General features: G+C 51.6%; 16 protein-coding genes and 1 pseudogene. 6 read left to right on the top strand and 11 right to left on the bottom strand.

Translation table 11 applies throughout. The features are described 5' to 3' along the window. Window positions 1-96: 96 nt before the first annotated feature. Window positions 97-1,377: a chitinase ChiD gene (chiD, locus tag OC597_RS08570; protein WP_262208374.1), complete on the top strand. Its 1,281-nt coding sequence runs from the start codon at window positions 97-99 to the stop codon at window positions 1,375-1,377. A 38-nt stretch (window positions 1,378-1,415) separates the two neighbouring features. Here chiD and OC597_RS08565 read toward each other — a convergent pair whose 3' ends face one another. Beyond that, window positions 1,416-1,688 (bottom strand): YeaC family protein, encoded by a 273-nt coding sequence (locus OC597_RS08565; RefSeq protein WP_012145451.1) that lies wholly within the window; start codon window positions 1,686-1,688, stop codon window positions 1,416-1,418. A gap of 64 nt (window positions 1,689-1,752) precedes the next feature. Continuing rightward, window positions 1,753-2,166, bottom strand: coding sequence for a peptide-methionine (R)-S-oxide reductase MsrB (gene msrB, locus OC597_RS08560; RefSeq protein WP_099064226.1), 414 nt, complete (start codon window positions 2,164-2,166; stop codon window positions 1,753-1,755). A gap of 348 nt (window positions 2,167-2,514) precedes the next feature. On the opposite strand from msrB, the gene gapA reads away from it, so the two are divergent. Beyond that, complete coding sequence (gene gapA, locus OC597_RS08555) at window positions 2,515-3,510, top strand: glyceraldehyde-3-phosphate dehydrogenase (RefSeq protein WP_085117105.1); 996 nt, start codon at window positions 2,515-2,517, stop codon at window positions 3,508-3,510. An 80-nt stretch (window positions 3,511-3,590) separates the two neighbouring features. Then, a complete protein-coding gene (locus tag OC597_RS08550) occupies window positions 3,591-4,466 on the top strand; it encodes a D-hexose-6-phosphate mutarotase (protein ID WP_262208370.1) in 876 nt (291 codons plus the stop codon). A gap of 112 nt (window positions 4,467-4,578) precedes the next feature. Here OC597_RS08550 and OC597_RS08545 read toward each other — a convergent pair whose 3' ends face one another. Next, a complete protein-coding gene (locus OC597_RS08545; protein WP_261256582.1) occupies window positions 4,579-5,343 on the bottom strand; it encodes a MipA/OmpV family protein in 765 nt (254 codons plus the stop codon). A 108-nt stretch (window positions 5,344-5,451) separates the two neighbouring features. Next, a complete protein-coding gene (locus OC597_RS08540; protein ID WP_129934475.1) occupies window positions 5,452-5,724 on the bottom strand; it encodes a hypothetical protein in 273 nt (90 codons plus the stop codon). A 47-nt stretch (window positions 5,725-5,771) separates the two neighbouring features. Here OC597_RS08540 and yeaG point away from each other — a divergent pair, with 47 nt between their 5' ends. Both yeaG and OC597_RS08530 read left to right on the top strand, forming a co-directional pair. Then, window positions 5,772-7,706, top strand: a complete 1,935-nt coding sequence (yeaG, locus tag OC597_RS08535; RefSeq protein WP_099064230.1) for a protein kinase YeaG — start codon at window positions 5,772-5,774, stop codon at window positions 7,704-7,706. A 64-nt stretch (window positions 7,707-7,770) separates the two neighbouring features. Beyond that, a complete protein-coding gene (locus OC597_RS08530; protein WP_099064231.1) occupies window positions 7,771-9,039 on the top strand; it encodes a YeaH/YhbH family protein in 1,269 nt (422 codons plus the stop codon). 726 nt (window positions 9,040-9,765) lie between these two features. On the opposite strand, the gene OC597_RS08525 is transcribed toward OC597_RS08530, so the two are convergent. The 6 genes and pseudogenes from OC597_RS08525 to OC597_RS08500 all read right to left on the bottom strand — a co-directional run bounded on the left by OC597_RS08525 (window position 9,766) and on the right by OC597_RS08500 (window position 13,653). Beyond that, window positions 9,766-10,428 (bottom strand): anti-sigma factor, encoded by a 663-nt coding sequence (locus OC597_RS08525; protein ID WP_261284774.1) that lies wholly within the window; start codon window positions 10,426-10,428, stop codon window positions 9,766-9,768. Then, a complete protein-coding gene (locus tag OC597_RS08520; RefSeq protein WP_261284775.1) occupies window positions 10,425-10,979 on the bottom strand; it encodes a sigma-70 family RNA polymerase sigma factor in 555 nt (184 codons plus the stop codon). Before OC597_RS08520 ends, OC597_RS08525 begins: the two co-directional genes overlap by 4 nt. Before the next feature lie 66 nt (window positions 10,980-11,045). Continuing rightward, the gene (locus tag OC597_RS08515; RefSeq protein ID WP_219016421.1) at window positions 11,046-11,606 is read right to left on the bottom strand and encodes a fasciclin domain-containing protein; all 561 of its coding nucleotides are present in this window, start codon (window positions 11,604-11,606) and stop codon (window positions 11,046-11,048) included. A gap of 157 nt (window positions 11,607-11,763) precedes the next feature. Then, window positions 11,764-12,453: an alpha/beta hydrolase gene (locus OC597_RS08510; protein WP_261256577.1), complete on the bottom strand. Its 690-nt coding sequence runs from the start codon at window positions 12,451-12,453 to the stop codon at window positions 11,764-11,766. 157 nt (window positions 12,454-12,610) lie between these two features. Continuing rightward, a pseudogene (locus OC597_RS08505) lies at window positions 12,611-13,158 on the bottom strand (GNAT family N-acetyltransferase). 336 nt (window positions 13,159-13,494) lie between these two features. Then, window positions 13,495-13,653 carry a YqaE/Pmp3 family membrane protein gene (locus tag OC597_RS08500; protein ID WP_006322621.1) on the bottom strand — a complete coding sequence of 53 codons (159 nt, stop codon included), beginning with the start codon at window positions 13,651-13,653 and terminating at the stop codon, window positions 13,495-13,497. Between the two features lie 222 nt (window positions 13,654-13,875). Between OC597_RS08500 and OC597_RS08495 the strand changes: the two genes are divergently transcribed. After that, the gene (locus OC597_RS08495) at window positions 13,876-14,052 is read left to right on the top strand and encodes a GhoT/OrtT family toxin (protein ID WP_012145459.1); all 177 of its coding nucleotides are present in this window, start codon (window positions 13,876-13,878) and stop codon (window positions 14,050-14,052) included. 51 nt (window positions 14,053-14,103) lie between these two features. On the opposite strand, the gene OC597_RS08490 is transcribed toward OC597_RS08495, so the two are convergent. Next, the gene (locus OC597_RS08490) at window positions 14,104-16,221 is read right to left on the bottom strand and encodes a TonB-dependent siderophore receptor (protein WP_262208366.1); all 2,118 of its coding nucleotides are present in this window, start codon (window positions 16,219-16,221) and stop codon (window positions 14,104-14,106) included. Between the last annotated feature and the right edge of the window lie 424 nt (window positions 16,222-16,645).

The following is a 16,645-nucleotide window of genomic DNA, read 5'->3' as shown; positions in this document are numbered from 1 at the left end:
CATCAGTAAGTTATACGCATCCGGGGCCGATTGAGCCCGGCTTTATGTTACCGCCTCAGGCGGTTTCGGTCGGCCTTGTCGACCAAAGGAGATTACATGGTATTAACCCGTAAACTGCTGCCTTTACTGGTAGCGGTACAGCTTGGTATGGCTGGCGCCGGCATGGCCCACGCCGCTTCTTACCTGTCCGTCGGTTATTTCAACGGCGGCGGTGACGTTACCGCCGGCCCTGGCGGCGATATCAACAAGCTGGACGTCACTCAAATTACCCATCTCAATTACTCTTTCGGCCTGATTTACAACGACGAGAAACAGGAAACCAACCCGGCGCTAAAAGATCCGGCTCGCCTGCACCAAGTTTATCTGTCGCCCAAGGTGATGTCCGATCTGCAACTGTTGCCGGTACTGCGTAAACAGAATCCGGAACTGAAAGTGCTGCTGTCCGTTGGCGGCTGGGGCGCACGCGGGTTCTCCGGCGCGGCCGCCACACCGGAAAGCCGGGCGGTGTTTATCCGTTCGGTGCAGCAGGTAATTAAGCAATATCATCTGGACGGCATCGATCTCGACTGGGAATACCCGGTTAACGGCGCCTGGGGACTGGTCGAAAGCCAACCGGCGGATCGCGCCAACTTCACGCTGTTGCTGGCAGAGCTGCATAAAGCCCTGGATAAAGGCAAGTTGCTGACTATCGCCGTCGGCGCCAATGTGAAAAGCCCGCAGGAATGGGTCGATGTTAAAGGCATTGCGCCCTACCTCGATTACATCAACCTGATGACCTACGACATGGCGTACGGTACCCAATACTTCAACTCCAACCTGTATGACTCCAAACAGTGGCCGACCGTCGTCGCCGCCGATCGTTACAGCGCCAATTTTGTGGTGGAAAACTATCTGGCGGCCGGGTTGAAGCCAGCCCAGTTAAATCTGGGTATTGGTTTCTATGGCCGGGTGCCAAAACGGGCAACCGAAGCGGGCGTTGACTGGGATAAACCGGACGCGGCCAAAAACCCGGTCACCCAGCCCTACTTCACCGCACGCGAAACCGCCGTGTTCAAAGAGATGGGGCTGGATCTGACCAAAGACAGCTACTTCAAATACAACGATATCGTCAGCAAACTACTGAACGATCCGCAACGGCGCTTCACCGCCCATTGGGACAGTGACGCCAAAGTACCCTACCTGACGATGAAATCCGCCGAGGGCAAGCCGCTGTTTGCCATTTCGTACGAGAATCCACGCTCGGTTGAACTCAAGGCTGACTACATCAAAAGCAAAGGGTTGGGGGGTGCGATGTTCTGGGAATATGGCGCAGACGACAATAACCGCTTGGCACATCAACTGGCGGAGTCACTGGGGATTAACGGCGGGAAACGATAAATCAGCAGGGCGATGCTCGCATCGCCCTGCTGTCAGATTTACTGCGGCTTTAACTTGACCAGCGGTTCAGCAATGAACTGCTGTTTCAGCTCCTGCTTGCTCTTCATCACAATCTGGCCGTCGGTGCCGATACTCATATGCTGCGGGTCAGCGTTGTGCAATGACTGCCATAGCATCACCGCCTGCAGGCTATTTTCTTTCTGTTCCGGCGTCAGCGCTACGCCATCCGGCCACTTGCCCAACTCAACGGCCAGCACCAGTCGCTGATAGATTTCCGGCGTCATGGCGGCAATCAGATCTTTTACGTCCATCAGGGCATCTCCTCACTCACGGAAGAATAATTAGCTGAATCGATTTTTCTTACTGAATAATCCGTCAGCCGGCCGTTTTGTCGCCGTTCTCACCGTCGGTAAAGCTCAGCGACGCCGAGTTAACGCAAAAACGCTCACCGGTTGGCTGCGGGCCATCGGGGAAAACATGCCCCAGGTGTGCGTCGCAATGGCCACAACGGATCTCAACGCGATGCATATTATGCGTATTATCATCAAGATAACGAATAGCATCGTCAGAGACCGGCTGATAGAAGCTCGGCCAGCCGCAGCCGGAGTCATACTTGCTGTCGGAGTAGAACAGCGGATGGTTGCAGCACAGACAATGGTACACGCCCTCACGTTTGTTGTGCAGCAGTTTGCCGGAATACGGCGCCTCGGTACCACGTTCCTGAGTGACATAACGTTGGATTTCATTCAGTTCCGTGGCCGGATGGTCAGGGGTTGTCTCTTTAGCCATTTGTGCGTTTCTCTGAATGTGGATAATGTCAACGAAAACAATGAGTAATAATAACAAAAAATTAACAACACTGCAGCGCTTTTTGGCCTAAACTGTAGCCCATAAAGGTCACGCCATGACAATATGTGACACCGATCACATATCTTAAACGGGCTGACTTTATACTTAGCGGTTTGACCCCATATAACGGATGAGGCCGAACGCAAACGGAATGTGCAATAAGCACTCAAACCCGGCTTCCAGGTTTGATTTGCAGCAAGAATTGACACGATTCCGCTTGACGCTTGGTAAGGTTTTTGTAATTTTACAGGCAACCTTTTATTCACTAACAAATAGCTGGTGGAATATATGACTATCAAAGTAGGTATCAACGGTTTTGGCCGTATCGGTCGCATTGTGTTTCGTGCTGCTCAAGAACGTTCTGACATCGAGATCGTTGCAATCAACGACCTGTTAGACGCAGAGTACATGGCTTACATGCTGAAATATGACTCTACTCACGGCCGCTTCAACGGCACTGTAGAAGTTAAAGACGGCCACCTGGTTGTTAACGGCAAAACCATCCGTTGTACCTCAGAAAGAGATCCGGCTAACCTGAAGTGGAACGAAGTCAACGTTGACGTCGTTGCTGAAGCAACTGGCCTGTTCCTAACTGACGAAACTGCACGTAAACACATCGCTGCAGGCGCTAAGAAAGTTGTTCTGACTGGCCCATCCAAAGATGACACCCCTATGTTCGTTATGGGCGTGAACCACAAATCTTACGCTGGTCAGGAAATCGTTTCTAACGCTTCTTGTACCACCAACTGCCTGGCACCACTGGCTAAAGTTATCAACGACAACTTCGGTATCGTTGAAGCGCTGATGACCACTGTGCATGCAACTACCGCTACTCAGAAAACTGTTGATGGCCCGTCTCACAAAGACTGGCGCGGCGGCCGCGGCGCATCCCAGAACATCATCCCTTCTTCTACCGGCGCTGCTAAAGCAGTAGGTAAAGTTATCCCAGAACTGAACGGCAAACTGACCGGTATGGCGTTCCGCGTTCCAACTCCGAACGTGTCTGTGGTTGACCTGACTGCTCGTCTGGCAAAACCAGCTTCTTACAAAGAAATCTGTGCTGCTATCAAAGCCGCTTCTGAAGGCGAGCTGAAAGGCGTGCTGGGCTACACCGAAGACGAAGTGGTTTCTACCGATTTCAACGGCGAAACTCTGACTTCCGTGTTCGATGCCAAAGCCGGTATCGCACTGAGCGACAGCTTCGTGAAACTGGTTGCCTGGTACGACAACGAAACTGGTTATTCCAACAAGGTTCTGGATCTGATCGCTCACATCTCCAAATAATGGATTGATGTTAAGCTGATGATGAGGGCGACATTTTTGTCGCCCTTTTTTTGTTTTTACGGCGAACAAAAGGCAACCCGATGAACGAAAAAATTTTCACCCTACCCGTTACCGAACAAATTTCACCTTATATCAGTCAACGCCAGCTCGATGAGCTGCCGGTGGTGGTGGTTTCCCATCCCAAAGTACGCGCAGCCATCTCGCTGCAAGGCGCACATCTGTTGGCCTGGCAGCCTAGCGGTGAGACCCCGGTTATTTGGCTGAGTAACAATACGCCGTTTAAAAAAGGCAACGCCATCCGTGGCGGCGTGCCAATTTGCTGGCCCTGGTTTGGCCCAGTGGCAAAACCTTCGCACGGTTTTGCCCGCAACCAACCCTGGAGCCTGACGGCGCATGATGAAAACGATAACGGCGTTATTCTGACCTTTACGCTGAAAGACAATGAGCAAACCCGCAGCCTGTGGCCACATGCCTTTACGCTGATTGCCCGTTTCAAACTGGGTGAAGAATGTGAAATAGAGCTGGAATCTCACGGCGACTATCAGGCGACTGCCGCCCTGCACACCTACTTCCAGATTGGTGATATTGATCAGGTCAAAGTGGCCGGCCTCGGCGAGCCTTACATTGATAAAGTGGCCGCTGGCGCACAAGCCCGCCAGGTGGGTGACGTGACCTTCGTCGGCCAGACTGACCGGGTTTATACCCAACCGGACGCATTCAGCCTGATTAAGGATGCGTCGCTACAACGCACCATTGAGGTTCATCACCATCACATGAGTGATGTGATTGCCTGGAACCCGGGTGTAGAGCTTTCTTGCAGCATGGCAGATATGCCAAACGACGGTTATAAAACCATGGTTTGTGTAGAAACCGGCCGCATCAGTAAACCTCTGGTTGCTGCAGGTGAGCAACCGGCTCGGCTGGCAGTGACCTTCAGGATCCGTAACAACGCCTGATCCCGTTAAGGGGGCGAAGTCAGCCACCCAACTACCGCACCACAGATGTGCAAAAGGGGCGCCAGCGCCCCTTTATGATGCATGAATCGCACTATAATCGTGCAAATCTCGATTAGAAGCTGTAGCTCACACCTGTCATCAACAACCCAGTGTAAGATTTATCCACCATCGGGCTGTCTTTCACTTCGCTGGACAGACGGATATAACGCCCCATAAAGAAGGCATTCCAATCCTTGTTGATCTGATAGTTGGCACTCAGTTCAAAATACGGAGCCCAGCTATCGCTCGGCGTGTAGCTGTCCAGGCCGCTGCGGCGAGATTCATTTTCACTCACGCCGAAGTAGTATTTGTTCTGGTTTTTGCTGCTCCACGACACACCCACACCGGGAACCAACGTGAAATCGCCCAGATCAAATTTGTACAGGTAAGCAAAATCACCCACCATGCCGTTGCTGTAGTTCAGCGTATCGCCGGTAAAGGTGGTACGCAGAGTACCCCACTCAGCGAAATGCGAATAGGCCAGTCCAGCCATCAGGGTGCCACGGCGCTTGTTCAACTGCTTCATGCGGTCGTCGTCACTGTCTCCCGGGCGATAGCCCAACGGGGAGAAGTAGCCCATCAGGCTCAATTGATTTTCCTGATCTTTCCACAGGTAATAACCGGCGGTCAGCGTACGGAAGTAGAAGTCGTCACCTTCATAGTTAATGACGGGTACCGGATATACGCGGTCTTGATAACCACGATACGGATCCGGGCTAACCAGCGCGGAAGCGCCGAGTGACCAAGTTCCTGCCTGAGCACTTTGCGCACAAACCATTGCGGAAGCGATAATTGCTAGCGTTTTAAGTTTAAAAATCTTCACTGGTTCTTTTTCCATAAATAACAGAGTTAATAGCGTGCTTAGTTTATGTGAGAATTCCGTTACGCGCTGAATCTTTACAATAGAAAAGGACCAAGATCGAATAACTTAGATCGGAAATATGAATTAATCATGGCAGAACCATGACGTTTTTTGCCGCAAGCCGCGCCAGACAAGGCATTTGGCTATCCCTGTAATAACTGAGTCATTGATATGACTTAAAAAAAGCCTTTTACCAAGCAGGAAATTTTCTGGTATGCAAACTAAGCTTAAATCAGAAGGTGAATAAATCCTGAGCCAGTGGCAATACAGCGCAACTCGCGATAATAAGCGCACCAAGTTGGCATACGGGTTGCTGTACTCAGGGATAACTTCTTCTTTCGGGAGCCAAAAGACCATCACCAGCTCCCTTTACCTGTGCTAATAACGAAAGGACGGGCATCACCATGAACATATTTGACCACTATCGCCAGCGCTACGAAGCTGCCAAGGACGAAGAGTTCACACTGCAGGACTTTCTTACCATTTGCCGGCAAGATCGCAGTGCATATGCCAATGCGGCCGAACGTCTGCTAATGGCTATCGGTGAACCAGTCATGGTCGACACTGCGCTTGAGTCGCGCATGTCTCGCCTGTTCTCCAACCGCGTGATCGCACGCTATCCAGCATTCGAAGAGTTCTACGGCATGGAGGAAGCTATCGAGCAGATAGTCTCCTACCTGAAACACGCCGCTCAGGGGCTCGAAGAGAAGAAACAAATCCTTTACCTGCTGGGCCCGGTGGGCGGCGGGAAATCATCGCTGGCGGAACGCCTGAAAGCGCTGATGCAACTGGTGCCGATTTACACCCTGAGCGCCAACGGTGAACGCAGCCCGGTTAATGACCACCCGCTGTGCCTGTTCAACCCGCAGGAGGATGCCAATATTCTGGAGAAAGAATATAACATCCCAAATCGCTACCTCGGCACCATCATGTCGCCTTGGGCAGCCAAACGCCTGCATGAGTTTGGTGGCGACATCACCAAATTCAAAGTAGTAAAAGTACGCCCTTCCATTCTGGAACAGATTGCCATCGCCAAAACCGAACCAGGTGATGAGAACAATCAGGATATCTCGGCACTGGTCGGTAAGGTTGATATCCGCAAGCTGGAGAATCATGCACAGAACGATCCGGATGCCTACGGCTATTCCGGCGCCCTGTGCCGTGCCAACCAGGGGATTATGGAGTTCGTGGAGATGTTCAAAGCGCCGATCAAGGTGCTGCACCCCCTGCTGACCGCCACCCAGGAAGGTAACTACAACGGGACCGAAGGGATCTCTGCCCTGCCGTTCAGCGGTATTATCCTGGCTCACTCCAACGAATCCGAATGGGTGACTTTCCGTAACAACAAAAACAACGAGGCTTTCCTCGACCGTGTTTACATCGTCAAGGTGCCTTACTGCTTGCGGGTGTCGGAAGAGATCAAAATCTACGACAAACTGCTGGATCACAGTGAGCTGACTCATGCGCCATGCGCCCCGGGCACGCTGGAAACGCTGGCACGTTTTACCGTACTCTCTCGCATGAAAGAACCGGAAAACTCGAGCATTTACTCGAAAATGCGCGTCTACGACGGTGAAAGCCTGAAGGACACCGATCCTAAAGCCAAGTCGTATCAGGAATACCGCGACTATGCCGGAGTCGATGAAGGCATGAACGGCCTGTCCACCCGTTTCGCGTTTAAAATTCTGTCACGGGTGTTTAACTTCGATCACGCAGAGGTCGCCGCTAACCCGGTCCACCTGTTCTACGTGCTGGAACAGCAGATCGAACGCGAGCAATTCCCACAGGATCAGGCAGAGAAATACCTGGAGCACCTGAAAGGCTACCTGATCCCGAAATACGCCGAGTTTATTGGCAAAGAGATCCAAACGGCTTACCTGGAGTCTTACTCGGAATACGGTCAGAACATTTTTGACCGCTACGTGACCTATGCAGACTTCTGGATCCAGGATCAAGAGTACCGTGATCCGGATACCGGTCAGCTGTTCGATCGCGAGGCCCTGAACGCCGAACTGGAGAAAATCGAGAAGCCTGCCGGCATCAGCAATCCGAAAGATTTCCGTAACGAAATAGTCAACTTCGTGCTGCGTGCCCGCGCTAATAATAGTGGCCGCAACCCTAACTGGACCAGCTATGAGAAGCTGCGTACCGTGATCGAGAAGAAAATGTTCTCGAACACCGAAGAGTTGCTGCCGGTGATTTCATTTAACGCTAAAACCTCAACGGATGAGCAGAAGAAACACGACGACTTCGTCGACCGCATGATGGAGAAAGGCTACACCCGCAAACAGGTTCGCCTGCTGTGTGAATGGTATCTGCGGGTCAGAAAGTCTTCATAACGTCTAATGAGAATTAGCGTCATGGAGATGGCGTAGAAAGTTGGCAACGTCGTTTGGGGGAAGTATGGCGTATTTTATTGACCGACGGCTTAATGGCAAAAACAAGAGCATGGTGAACCGCCAGCGCTTCTTGCGTCGTTACAAGTCGCAAATCAAACAGTCGATTGCCGAAGCCATCAACAAGCGTTCGGTCACCGACGTGGACAGCGGGGAGTCAGTTTCGATCCCCTCTGGCGATATCAACGAACCGATGTTTCATCAGGGTCGCGGTGGCACACGCCACCGCGTTCATCCCGGCAATGACCATTTTGTCCAGAATGACCGCGTCGAACGCCCACAGGGCGGCGGCGGTGGAGGCAGCGGCCAGGGTAATGCCAGCCAGGATGGTGAAGGCGAGGACGAATTTGTCTTCCAGATCTCCAAGGACGAGTATCTTGACCTATTGTTTGAAGATTTGGCGCTGCCAAACCTGAAAAAGAACCAGTATAAGCAGCTCACCGAGTACAAAACCCATAGAGCCGGCTACACCGCCAACGGCGTGCCGGCTAATATCAGCGTGGTGCGTTCGTTGCAGAATTCACTGGCGCGACGTACCGCCATGACCGCCGGGAAACGGCGCGCCTTACATGAGTTGGAAGACGAACTCACCCAGATGGAAAACACCGAACCGGTGCAACTGCTGGAAGAGGAGCGGCTGCGTAAGGAAATTGCCGAGCTGCGCAAAAAAATCGAAAGCGTGCCCTTTATCGACACTTTTGATTTACGTTACAAGAACTATGAGCGTCGGCCCGAACCTTCCAGCCAGGCGGTGATGTTCTGCCTGATGGACGTTTCCGGCTCGATGGATCAGGCGACCAAAGACATGGCCAAACGTTTCTATATTCTGCTCTACCTGTTCCTGAGCAGAACCTATAAAAACGTCGACGTGGTGTACATCCGTCACCATACCCAGGCGAAGGAAGTGGATGAACAGGAGTTCTTCTACTCGCAGGAGACTGGCGGCACTATAGTTTCCAGTGCGCTGAAGCTGATGAATGAAGTGGTTGAAGAACGTTACGACCCGGCGCAGTGGAACATCTATGCCGCACAGGCGTCAGATGGTGATAACTGGGCCGATGACTCACCGCTGTGTCACGAACTGCTGGCGAAGAAACTGCTGCCGATGGTGCGTTATTACAGCTACATTGAAATAACCCGCCGCGCCCACCAAACGTTGTGGCGTGAGTACGAGGATTTGCAGGCAAAATTCGAAAACTTTGCCATGCAGCATATCCGCGAACCGGACGATATCTATCCGGTATTCCGCGAGCTTTTCCACAAGCAAACAGCATAACTCGCACTATTAATCACGGCCGGTTAATCAGATTAATCGGCCGTTTTCTTTTAGAAAAAGAATGAAAACCACCGCTGGCGAGATTGACTTCAGGGTTTACAGAACACCGTTCGCTATTAAATCAATACCCCGCCGTTCTTTCCCGTAGTTAAATCTGTAAGTTACTGTTCGCTTTTATGGTTTTTCCTCCTGACCAGGCAAAACGCTCGATAGCTAAGGTAATTCCTAATTACGCTTGACTGGCCCGATTCCCATTGCGCGAGTTAGGAATAATCCTATTTAATGAGGGGCCAAATTGCCATCTCAGGTGAGCGCCATGGAATTATTGACCATCGCAATCATCGTCGTTTTGATTGCAGTTGTTGTATTTTCCTTTGTCATGTATTTGCGACAAAGAAGGGGGACTACTTTCAACACCAAGCGGAAACGACGATAGGACGCCTATCCACAAGGAAGTGGTTCAATAACCGTTATCAGAACACCACTTCATCCCAGCTTGCTTCCCACACCAGCCAGAATTAACCGCTGAGCAAATACTTCTGATTTTTTATGAGGATATTCTGATACATGCGGCATTATAGATTTTCGTCTTGTCGCTCAAATTCAGGTGCGCTACTGTCGTCGTCTGGATACACACAACACCGTAGAATCAAAACAGCATCCAGTTTTCGATATCATCCCTTGATCCCGCCGCTGTGCGGGATTTTTTTGAATGAAACCCTAACTTTACAACGAGGCTAGCAGCCCGCTGTACAGTACCGGTCCCGTCGGTTGTCCGGTTGGCGAGCCGCCGGCCGGTTCCAGGCTAATGGCGATGGTCATTCCCCTGGACAACTGAACCGGATCCAGTGCGAGTCGCGTCACCCGTTGTGCCGCCACGATGCCCAGCGAAACCGGTTTTTCCCCGGCAGGGATCGCCCACAGTTGCAGACTGTTAGCCACGTCGATAGGCGGCGCATTGAGCGGTGTTAACTGCAGATGTCGAGTCTTCTTATCCAGCCCCACAATCCACTGCCCGCTGCCGGTCTGGCTGCTGTTCAGCACCACGGCAGGAATAAACTCCGACGAAGGTTCGATAAAACGCGGCACCAGCGCCACAGCGGCCAAACCGGCGGCTAGAGCCCAGGCGAGATAATCCCAGCGCCACCGACGTTGGCCCGCTACCGGTGGCAAGTTAAGTTGAATTTTCTTCCACACTCGCTCCGGCGGCATTATGGGTATCAACCCATCGTCGAGTGGCGCCAATAATCGCTGCCACTGTGCCACCAGGGCGGCCAGCTCCGGCTCGTGACGGATCCGCTGCTCCAGTCTGAATCTCGCCGGGCCACGCAGCGTACCCAATGCATACTCCGCGGCCAGGGCTGAGTCATACTCCCCCCGGTTTTTCATAATCCCACGCAGTCTTTTAGATGATCGAGTGCTCGGCGGATCCAGCTTTTAACCGTGCCAAGCGGCTGTTGAAGATAGACAGAAACCTCACCGTGCGACATGCCCTGATAGTAAGCCAGCACAATGCTTTGCCGTTGATCGATGGGCAAATGATCTAAACACGCCGTCAGCTTTTTCCCCTCCTGCGAACGCTGCAGCTCCTCGACGGGCTCGGTGAGAGTGGCGCCGTCAATATCTTCGAACTCTTCCTCACGTTCTGCCGCCCTGCCCCCCGTACCGCGTAACCAGTCGATGGCACGATTGCGCACAATATGCGTCAGCCAGGTCAGAGGGGAGCTGAGCTGCGGGTCATAGCTGGCAGCCCGACTCCACACGCTGATAAAGCTCTCATGCAACACTTCTTCCGCCCAGGATTGTCGTCGTAGTATGCGCAAAGCAACGGCATACAAACGCGGCGACGTCTGACGATACAGCTGTTCAAAGGCCTGACGATCGCCACGGCCTATAGCCTTCATCATCGCCACATCATGTTCCGGTAAAGGTGCTGTCATGTCCCATCCTGATTCGGGTTGCGGATGACCGTTATTCAGGCCATCCGCACCAAGTATAGCCCTAATTTATTTAGGCATCAGGACGGTATCAATAACATCAATCACCCCATTTTTTTGGAATACATCATAGGTGCTTATATTAGCAATATTGCCCTTTCCATCTTTAAGCTGAATATTGTGTGGTCCGTTGCTCATGATCCACAGAGGCTGCCCGTTCACCGTTTTCAATTCAGCAGAACCCTTGCCCTCATGGATTTTCTTTTCCAATTGCTTCATATCATATCTGCCCGCCACGACGTGATAGGTCAGCACACTGGTCAACAACGCCTTATTTTCCGGTTTCAATAAATTATCGACGGTACCCGCGGGCAATTTGGCGAAGGCCGCATTGGTTGGCGCAAAAACGGTAAAGGGTCCCTTGCCTTGTAGGGTATCTACCAACCCTGCAGCCTTGACTGCAGCCACCAGAGTAGAGTGATCTTTGGAGTTAACCGCGTTCTCGACGATATTTTTACTTGGATACATGGCGGCACCGCCGACCATGACTTGATCAGACATCATGGCAGCGGCTGACGCGCCGCTAAACAGGACCGATGCACATAAAACGCCAGTAATGAGCTTTTTCATGACCAATTCCTCGAAGGTAAGAGAGGTGAAGTTTTGCCTCACATCCGGATATACGTACGAGGAGATGCTTTTGGATGCAGCGTAGGAAAATTAATTTTAGCCGCCCATCTCAGGGCATAAAAAAACCCCGCAGTAGCGGGGTCTGAACGATAGGCGTTTACGAGGCGTTAGCCGCTTCATCGATAAAAGTGGCTATTTCCTGTGGGTGTGAAGCGAGCGAGGCATGGCTGGCATTCAGGGTGATTACTTTTTTAGCCTTCAAGCGTGCCGACATATGCTGTTGATTTTCCGGCGCAATCATCCGGTCATTGCTGGAAATCTGATACCAGGAAGGTTTGTGCTTCCACGCTGGCTCGGTTATCTCATTGCCGAAGGTGCTGGCCAGCGGTGCCTTCTGCGTTACCGCCATCACCAGTGCTGCATCGGCGGGAAGATCCTGACAGAAGCTTTCGTGAAATTTATCGGCTTTAATCCATAAATAGCCATCGCTGTCCGGCGCCAGATTCGCCGCCGCAATCGGTGGATGTTGCTGAGTGATAGCACCAGGGCTTTCGCCGGCGTCCGGCGCAAAGGCGGCGATAAACACCAACCCGACCACATTGGGTTGGTTGCCCATTTCGCTGATCACCGCGCCGCCATAAGAATGGCCGACCAGGAGAACAGGACCTTCCTGCTGTGCCACCATCTTGCGCGTACGTTCTGCATCATCGGCCAGCGATGTCAGCGGCATCTCTACGGCATGGATCGAGTGATATCCTTTATGTGACAGTTCGGTAATGACTTTACTCCAGTGCGCTGCACCGCCCCAAAATCCATGGACCAGAACTACGGTAGGTTTTACCTTCATTACAGATTCCCTCTTTTACCACGTGGAGGCGTTACGCCAGACCCGTTCATCACGGCACTGCTATCCTTCCAGTGCCCTCGGCTCCAAGCCAATAACGCCTGATATGCCCTGTTGTATATAGTTCACATCGGTGGTTTTCTGCAATAGCTACGAATAGTTAACCTGCGGCCACATCCCTTCTGGCGTTCCATTCGGCCCGGGTAATCTCCCAGATTTCCGTCGGCATGCGCCCACCGATATAGTCATTTTCTTGTGTAGCGACTACTCGCATACCATTACGCGGCGTGACGCCAGATTGTCTTTTGCCTTTGGCACCCTCAATACCGCTTGCCCCAGCACATTGAACCAGAAATCCGTGACACTTTGACTGGCTTCGGTCATCAAGCCCTGACGTTGCCATTGCTGCGCTAACCAAAATCCTCGATTGCTGTTACCGCCCAGACTGAGGTTAATCACACCAATCAGATGACGTTGATCTTCGTGGCGACGAATAGACCAAAACCAGCCAGTACCCGCTGCCATTGCCGGTAACGCGACATTGTTGATAAATCCAAGCGCGGCCCCCTCAGGATATGGCCAGGGGATTTGGTTGGTCATCAGACGTACAATTTCCCAATGTGGAAACAAATGTTGAATATCTTCTGCATCATCGGGTTGCAGAGGGCGCAATACCAGCCGGCGGCTGGTTAAAACGGGAATATCCAAGTACCAAACCTCCAATACTAATGTTGTCTCTTGGTCGTTAATCAGCCTCGCCATCACATTAAAACTAGGATTTATACCTATTACGATCTAAAATTCCATGAAAAAACAATGAGAAGTCATTCAAACAAAATCAAAAGGGAATTTTACGTGAAGGAAATGATCTCTATTCTTTTTATCGCAGGCCTGTTGGCGATGCTTTTTTCCTGGCTGTTTGTCTATGGCCTCAATATTCACTAGGCCCGTTCTGAGATTAAAAAACCCCGGCATGAGCCCACGCCAGGGTCGGTAACATTAAGCTAAGGGGAAGCCTGCAAAGCGACAATTTCCCCCTATGCGCTACTGTTTGGTCTGGATCCAGAACGCATGGATCAGGCCGGGGAAGTAACCCAGCAAGGTCAGAATAATGTTGAGGATGAACGCGCCGCCAATCCCTTTATCCAGCAGTACACCCAAAGGGGGCAGGATGATGGTAAAAACGATTCTCCAAAAGCTCATAATAACGCCTCATTTTGCTTTATAAGCCTCCAATATATTACATACCCTTAACATTTTCAAATGACGCTCTCATCGAGAATTCTTATAGAACCGTTTAAGCCGGATATATCTACAGATATTGTGGTTTTACAGAGCGAATAAAAGAAAGAATTAATAAGCATTGATTATGTGGAATTGAGCCCTTAAAATTTACAGCTTAAAAATACAACTGGGATTGGTTTCATGTCGTCGCTGTGGGTTGCAACACAATACTTTTATTTAATTGGCCTGTTGGTTTCTATGATTTTTACCTACCTGGTCAGCCGGGATACCATCAAGATTCGTTTTATCAGTGCGTTAACGATTGGTCTGACCTGGCCTTTGAGCCTGCCGGTAGTGTTGATGTTCTCTTTGTTCTAACTCAGTAGAAACCGCCCCGCCAAAGATCGACGGGGCAGTCACAACCTTCCTTTAGAAGTCGTACCCCACCGTCGCCACCACTGAGCGTTCTGCCCCCCAATAGCAATAACCGGTGCCATAACAGGCCGCGACGTATTTACGGTCGGTCAGGTTGTTCACGTTTAACTGCACATAAGCGCCTTTCAGCGACGGATTAACGCTGTCCAGGTTCATCCGTACCGAAGCATCCAGCAGCGTCACGGAAGGAATGCGTAACGTATTTTCATTATCCGCCCATTGCTTGCCGATATAACGTACCCCAGCGCCAACATCTACGCCGTAGGCAGCGGCATATTTACCCCACAGTGAAGCCATTTGATCCGGTGCCAGATACGGCGTATTGCCGTTGTTGCCGTCAATCGCATCTTTGAACTTCACCTTGTTGTAGGTGTAGCCTGCAATCAGATCGAAGCGTTCGGTGATCTTGCTACGAGCCTCCAGTTCAATCCCCTGAGAATGTACCTTGCCAGCGGGCAGATAATAACTTTGCTGCACCACTCGGTTGGCTACATCGTTCTGCGTCAGGTCATACAACGCCACGCTGTAGATTGATGAACTGCCCGGTGGCTGATATTTCAAGCCGACCTCATATTGCTCACTGGTACTCGGCTTGAGCATATGGCCACTTTGATCGGACAGCGCCTCTGGTGTCACCGCCGAGCTGTAACTGGCGTAAGGTGAGAAACCGCTGTCAAAGCGGTATAGCAACGAGGCGCGGCCGCTAAAGTTATCATCACGACGTTCATCGCTGGTGCCGGTGTTTAGCACCGTATTTTTTGACTCTAACCGGTCAAAACGGCCAGACAGATTCAGATACCAGTTCTGCAGGCTGATTTCATCCTGTAAATAAACACCGCTCTGTTCATAGTGGCGTCTGGAATCGGTATGCGTCAGATTGGTCAACCCCGCGCCACCGGACACGCCGGTATAAGGATTCAGCTCAGAGGCTCCGGCGGACTCGTCCCACAGGTTATTACGAAAGCGCTGGTAATCCAGACCCAGCATCACCTTGTGCTCCAGCGGCCCGGTGGCAAAGTCAGCTTCCAGTTGGTTGTCGACGGCGAAAGCATCCAGTGAGGTCGCGGAGCCGCTGTAATAGCGGTTCAGCAACTGATGGTTCTGATCCCAGCCAATCTGATACACCTGTTGCAGTTCAACGTTGGAATGGGTATAGCTGGCATTTTGTCGGAATGACCAAATGTCATTAAAGCTGTGCGAAAAGGCGTAGCTGTAGATCTGTTCCCAGCGTTTGAAGACGTTACGACTACTCTCGCCGTCAAAGAATCCGCGCCCCAGCTTGTCGCCTGAGCTGGAATAGAGACTGCCATCTGCCGGTACTGCACTGTGGTAACCGCCGGACGGATCCTTTTGCAGATAAGCTTTCAGCAATAGTGAGGTATTTTCATCCGGCTGCCACAACAATGACGGCGAAATGGCATAGCGCTCTTCGCGCTGATGGTCATACATGGTGCCACTGCTGCGCGTCATCCCGGTCAGGCGATAAGCCCACTGGTCCGACAGTGGGCCGGTCACATCAAAAGCCGCGCCCTTGGTGTCGTTATTGCCTGCCGAGAGGTTAACCTGCCCTTGCGTGGCAAACTGCGGTCGCTTAGAGGTCAGGGCCACCAGCCCACCCGGAATGCTTTGCCCATACATCACCGAAGAAGGTCCCTTGATGACGTCGATACGCTCCAGGAACCAGGGATCAACCTGCAAGGCATTATAGGTGCCGCCATCGCTTAACAGGCGCAGACCATCGAGGAAGGTGTTATTAACATCACCGCCGTGGAAACCACGCAATGCAATGGTGTCATAGCGTGTCGCTCCACCGGAGAAGTTGGTGAAAACACCCGGGGTATATTTCAGTGCGTCATTAACCGTCTGAGTATTCTGATCGGTCATCTGTTGGCGTGTAACCACCGATACGGACTGCGCCGTCAGGATCAGCGGCTGGTCGGTTTTAGTGGCTCCCTGACTGGTAGTCGCCTGGTAACCCTGGGTCGCTGCCTCGGCCGTATCGGCAGGTTTGGCGGTGACCACCAGGGTATCTTCAGCTAGCGAGCTCAGTGGCAGGAACATCGCGAACGCGCATAAAACACTCGACCGTTTGACTGGAAAAATCATTGGCATGCCGGTAATCCCTGGTAAGTATCATTAAACCGCACCCGACAGGGGCCCCGTCAGCAACGCTGGCTGACGAAGGGGCCAAGGATCTATCGGTATGGTGCATGTAAAGAAAAGGAAATATTAATGATAATTATTATCTTTATCGATAAAGAATTTCAAGTATGAGCAAACTTTTTATGAGCGGGCAAAGTAACTTGCCGCAGAGAAAGGACCGGGCAGAATGTGGGCATTGATTTGAAAATAAAAAATAAAAAATGCCAGCGCTAGGCTGGCATACAAACTAGAAGCAATGTGAGCAATTTATTGCCAGTGCGGGCTGCGCATAAGGAGACAATCCTCAAACCTTTACTGGTGCTTAAAAATGATAACGACTATCATTATCCTTCATAAGGCGCTTTCCATCTACCCCTTTCGGCAGTTACTGGCC

The organism is Serratia proteamaculans, assembly GCF_946227095.1.
Taxonomy (GTDB): Bacteria; Pseudomonadota; Gammaproteobacteria; order Enterobacterales; family Enterobacteriaceae; genus Serratia; species Serratia proteamaculans_E.
The sequence above is the reverse complement of the archived record's forward strand: the minus strand, read 5'-3'. Positions and strand labels throughout refer to the sequence as shown.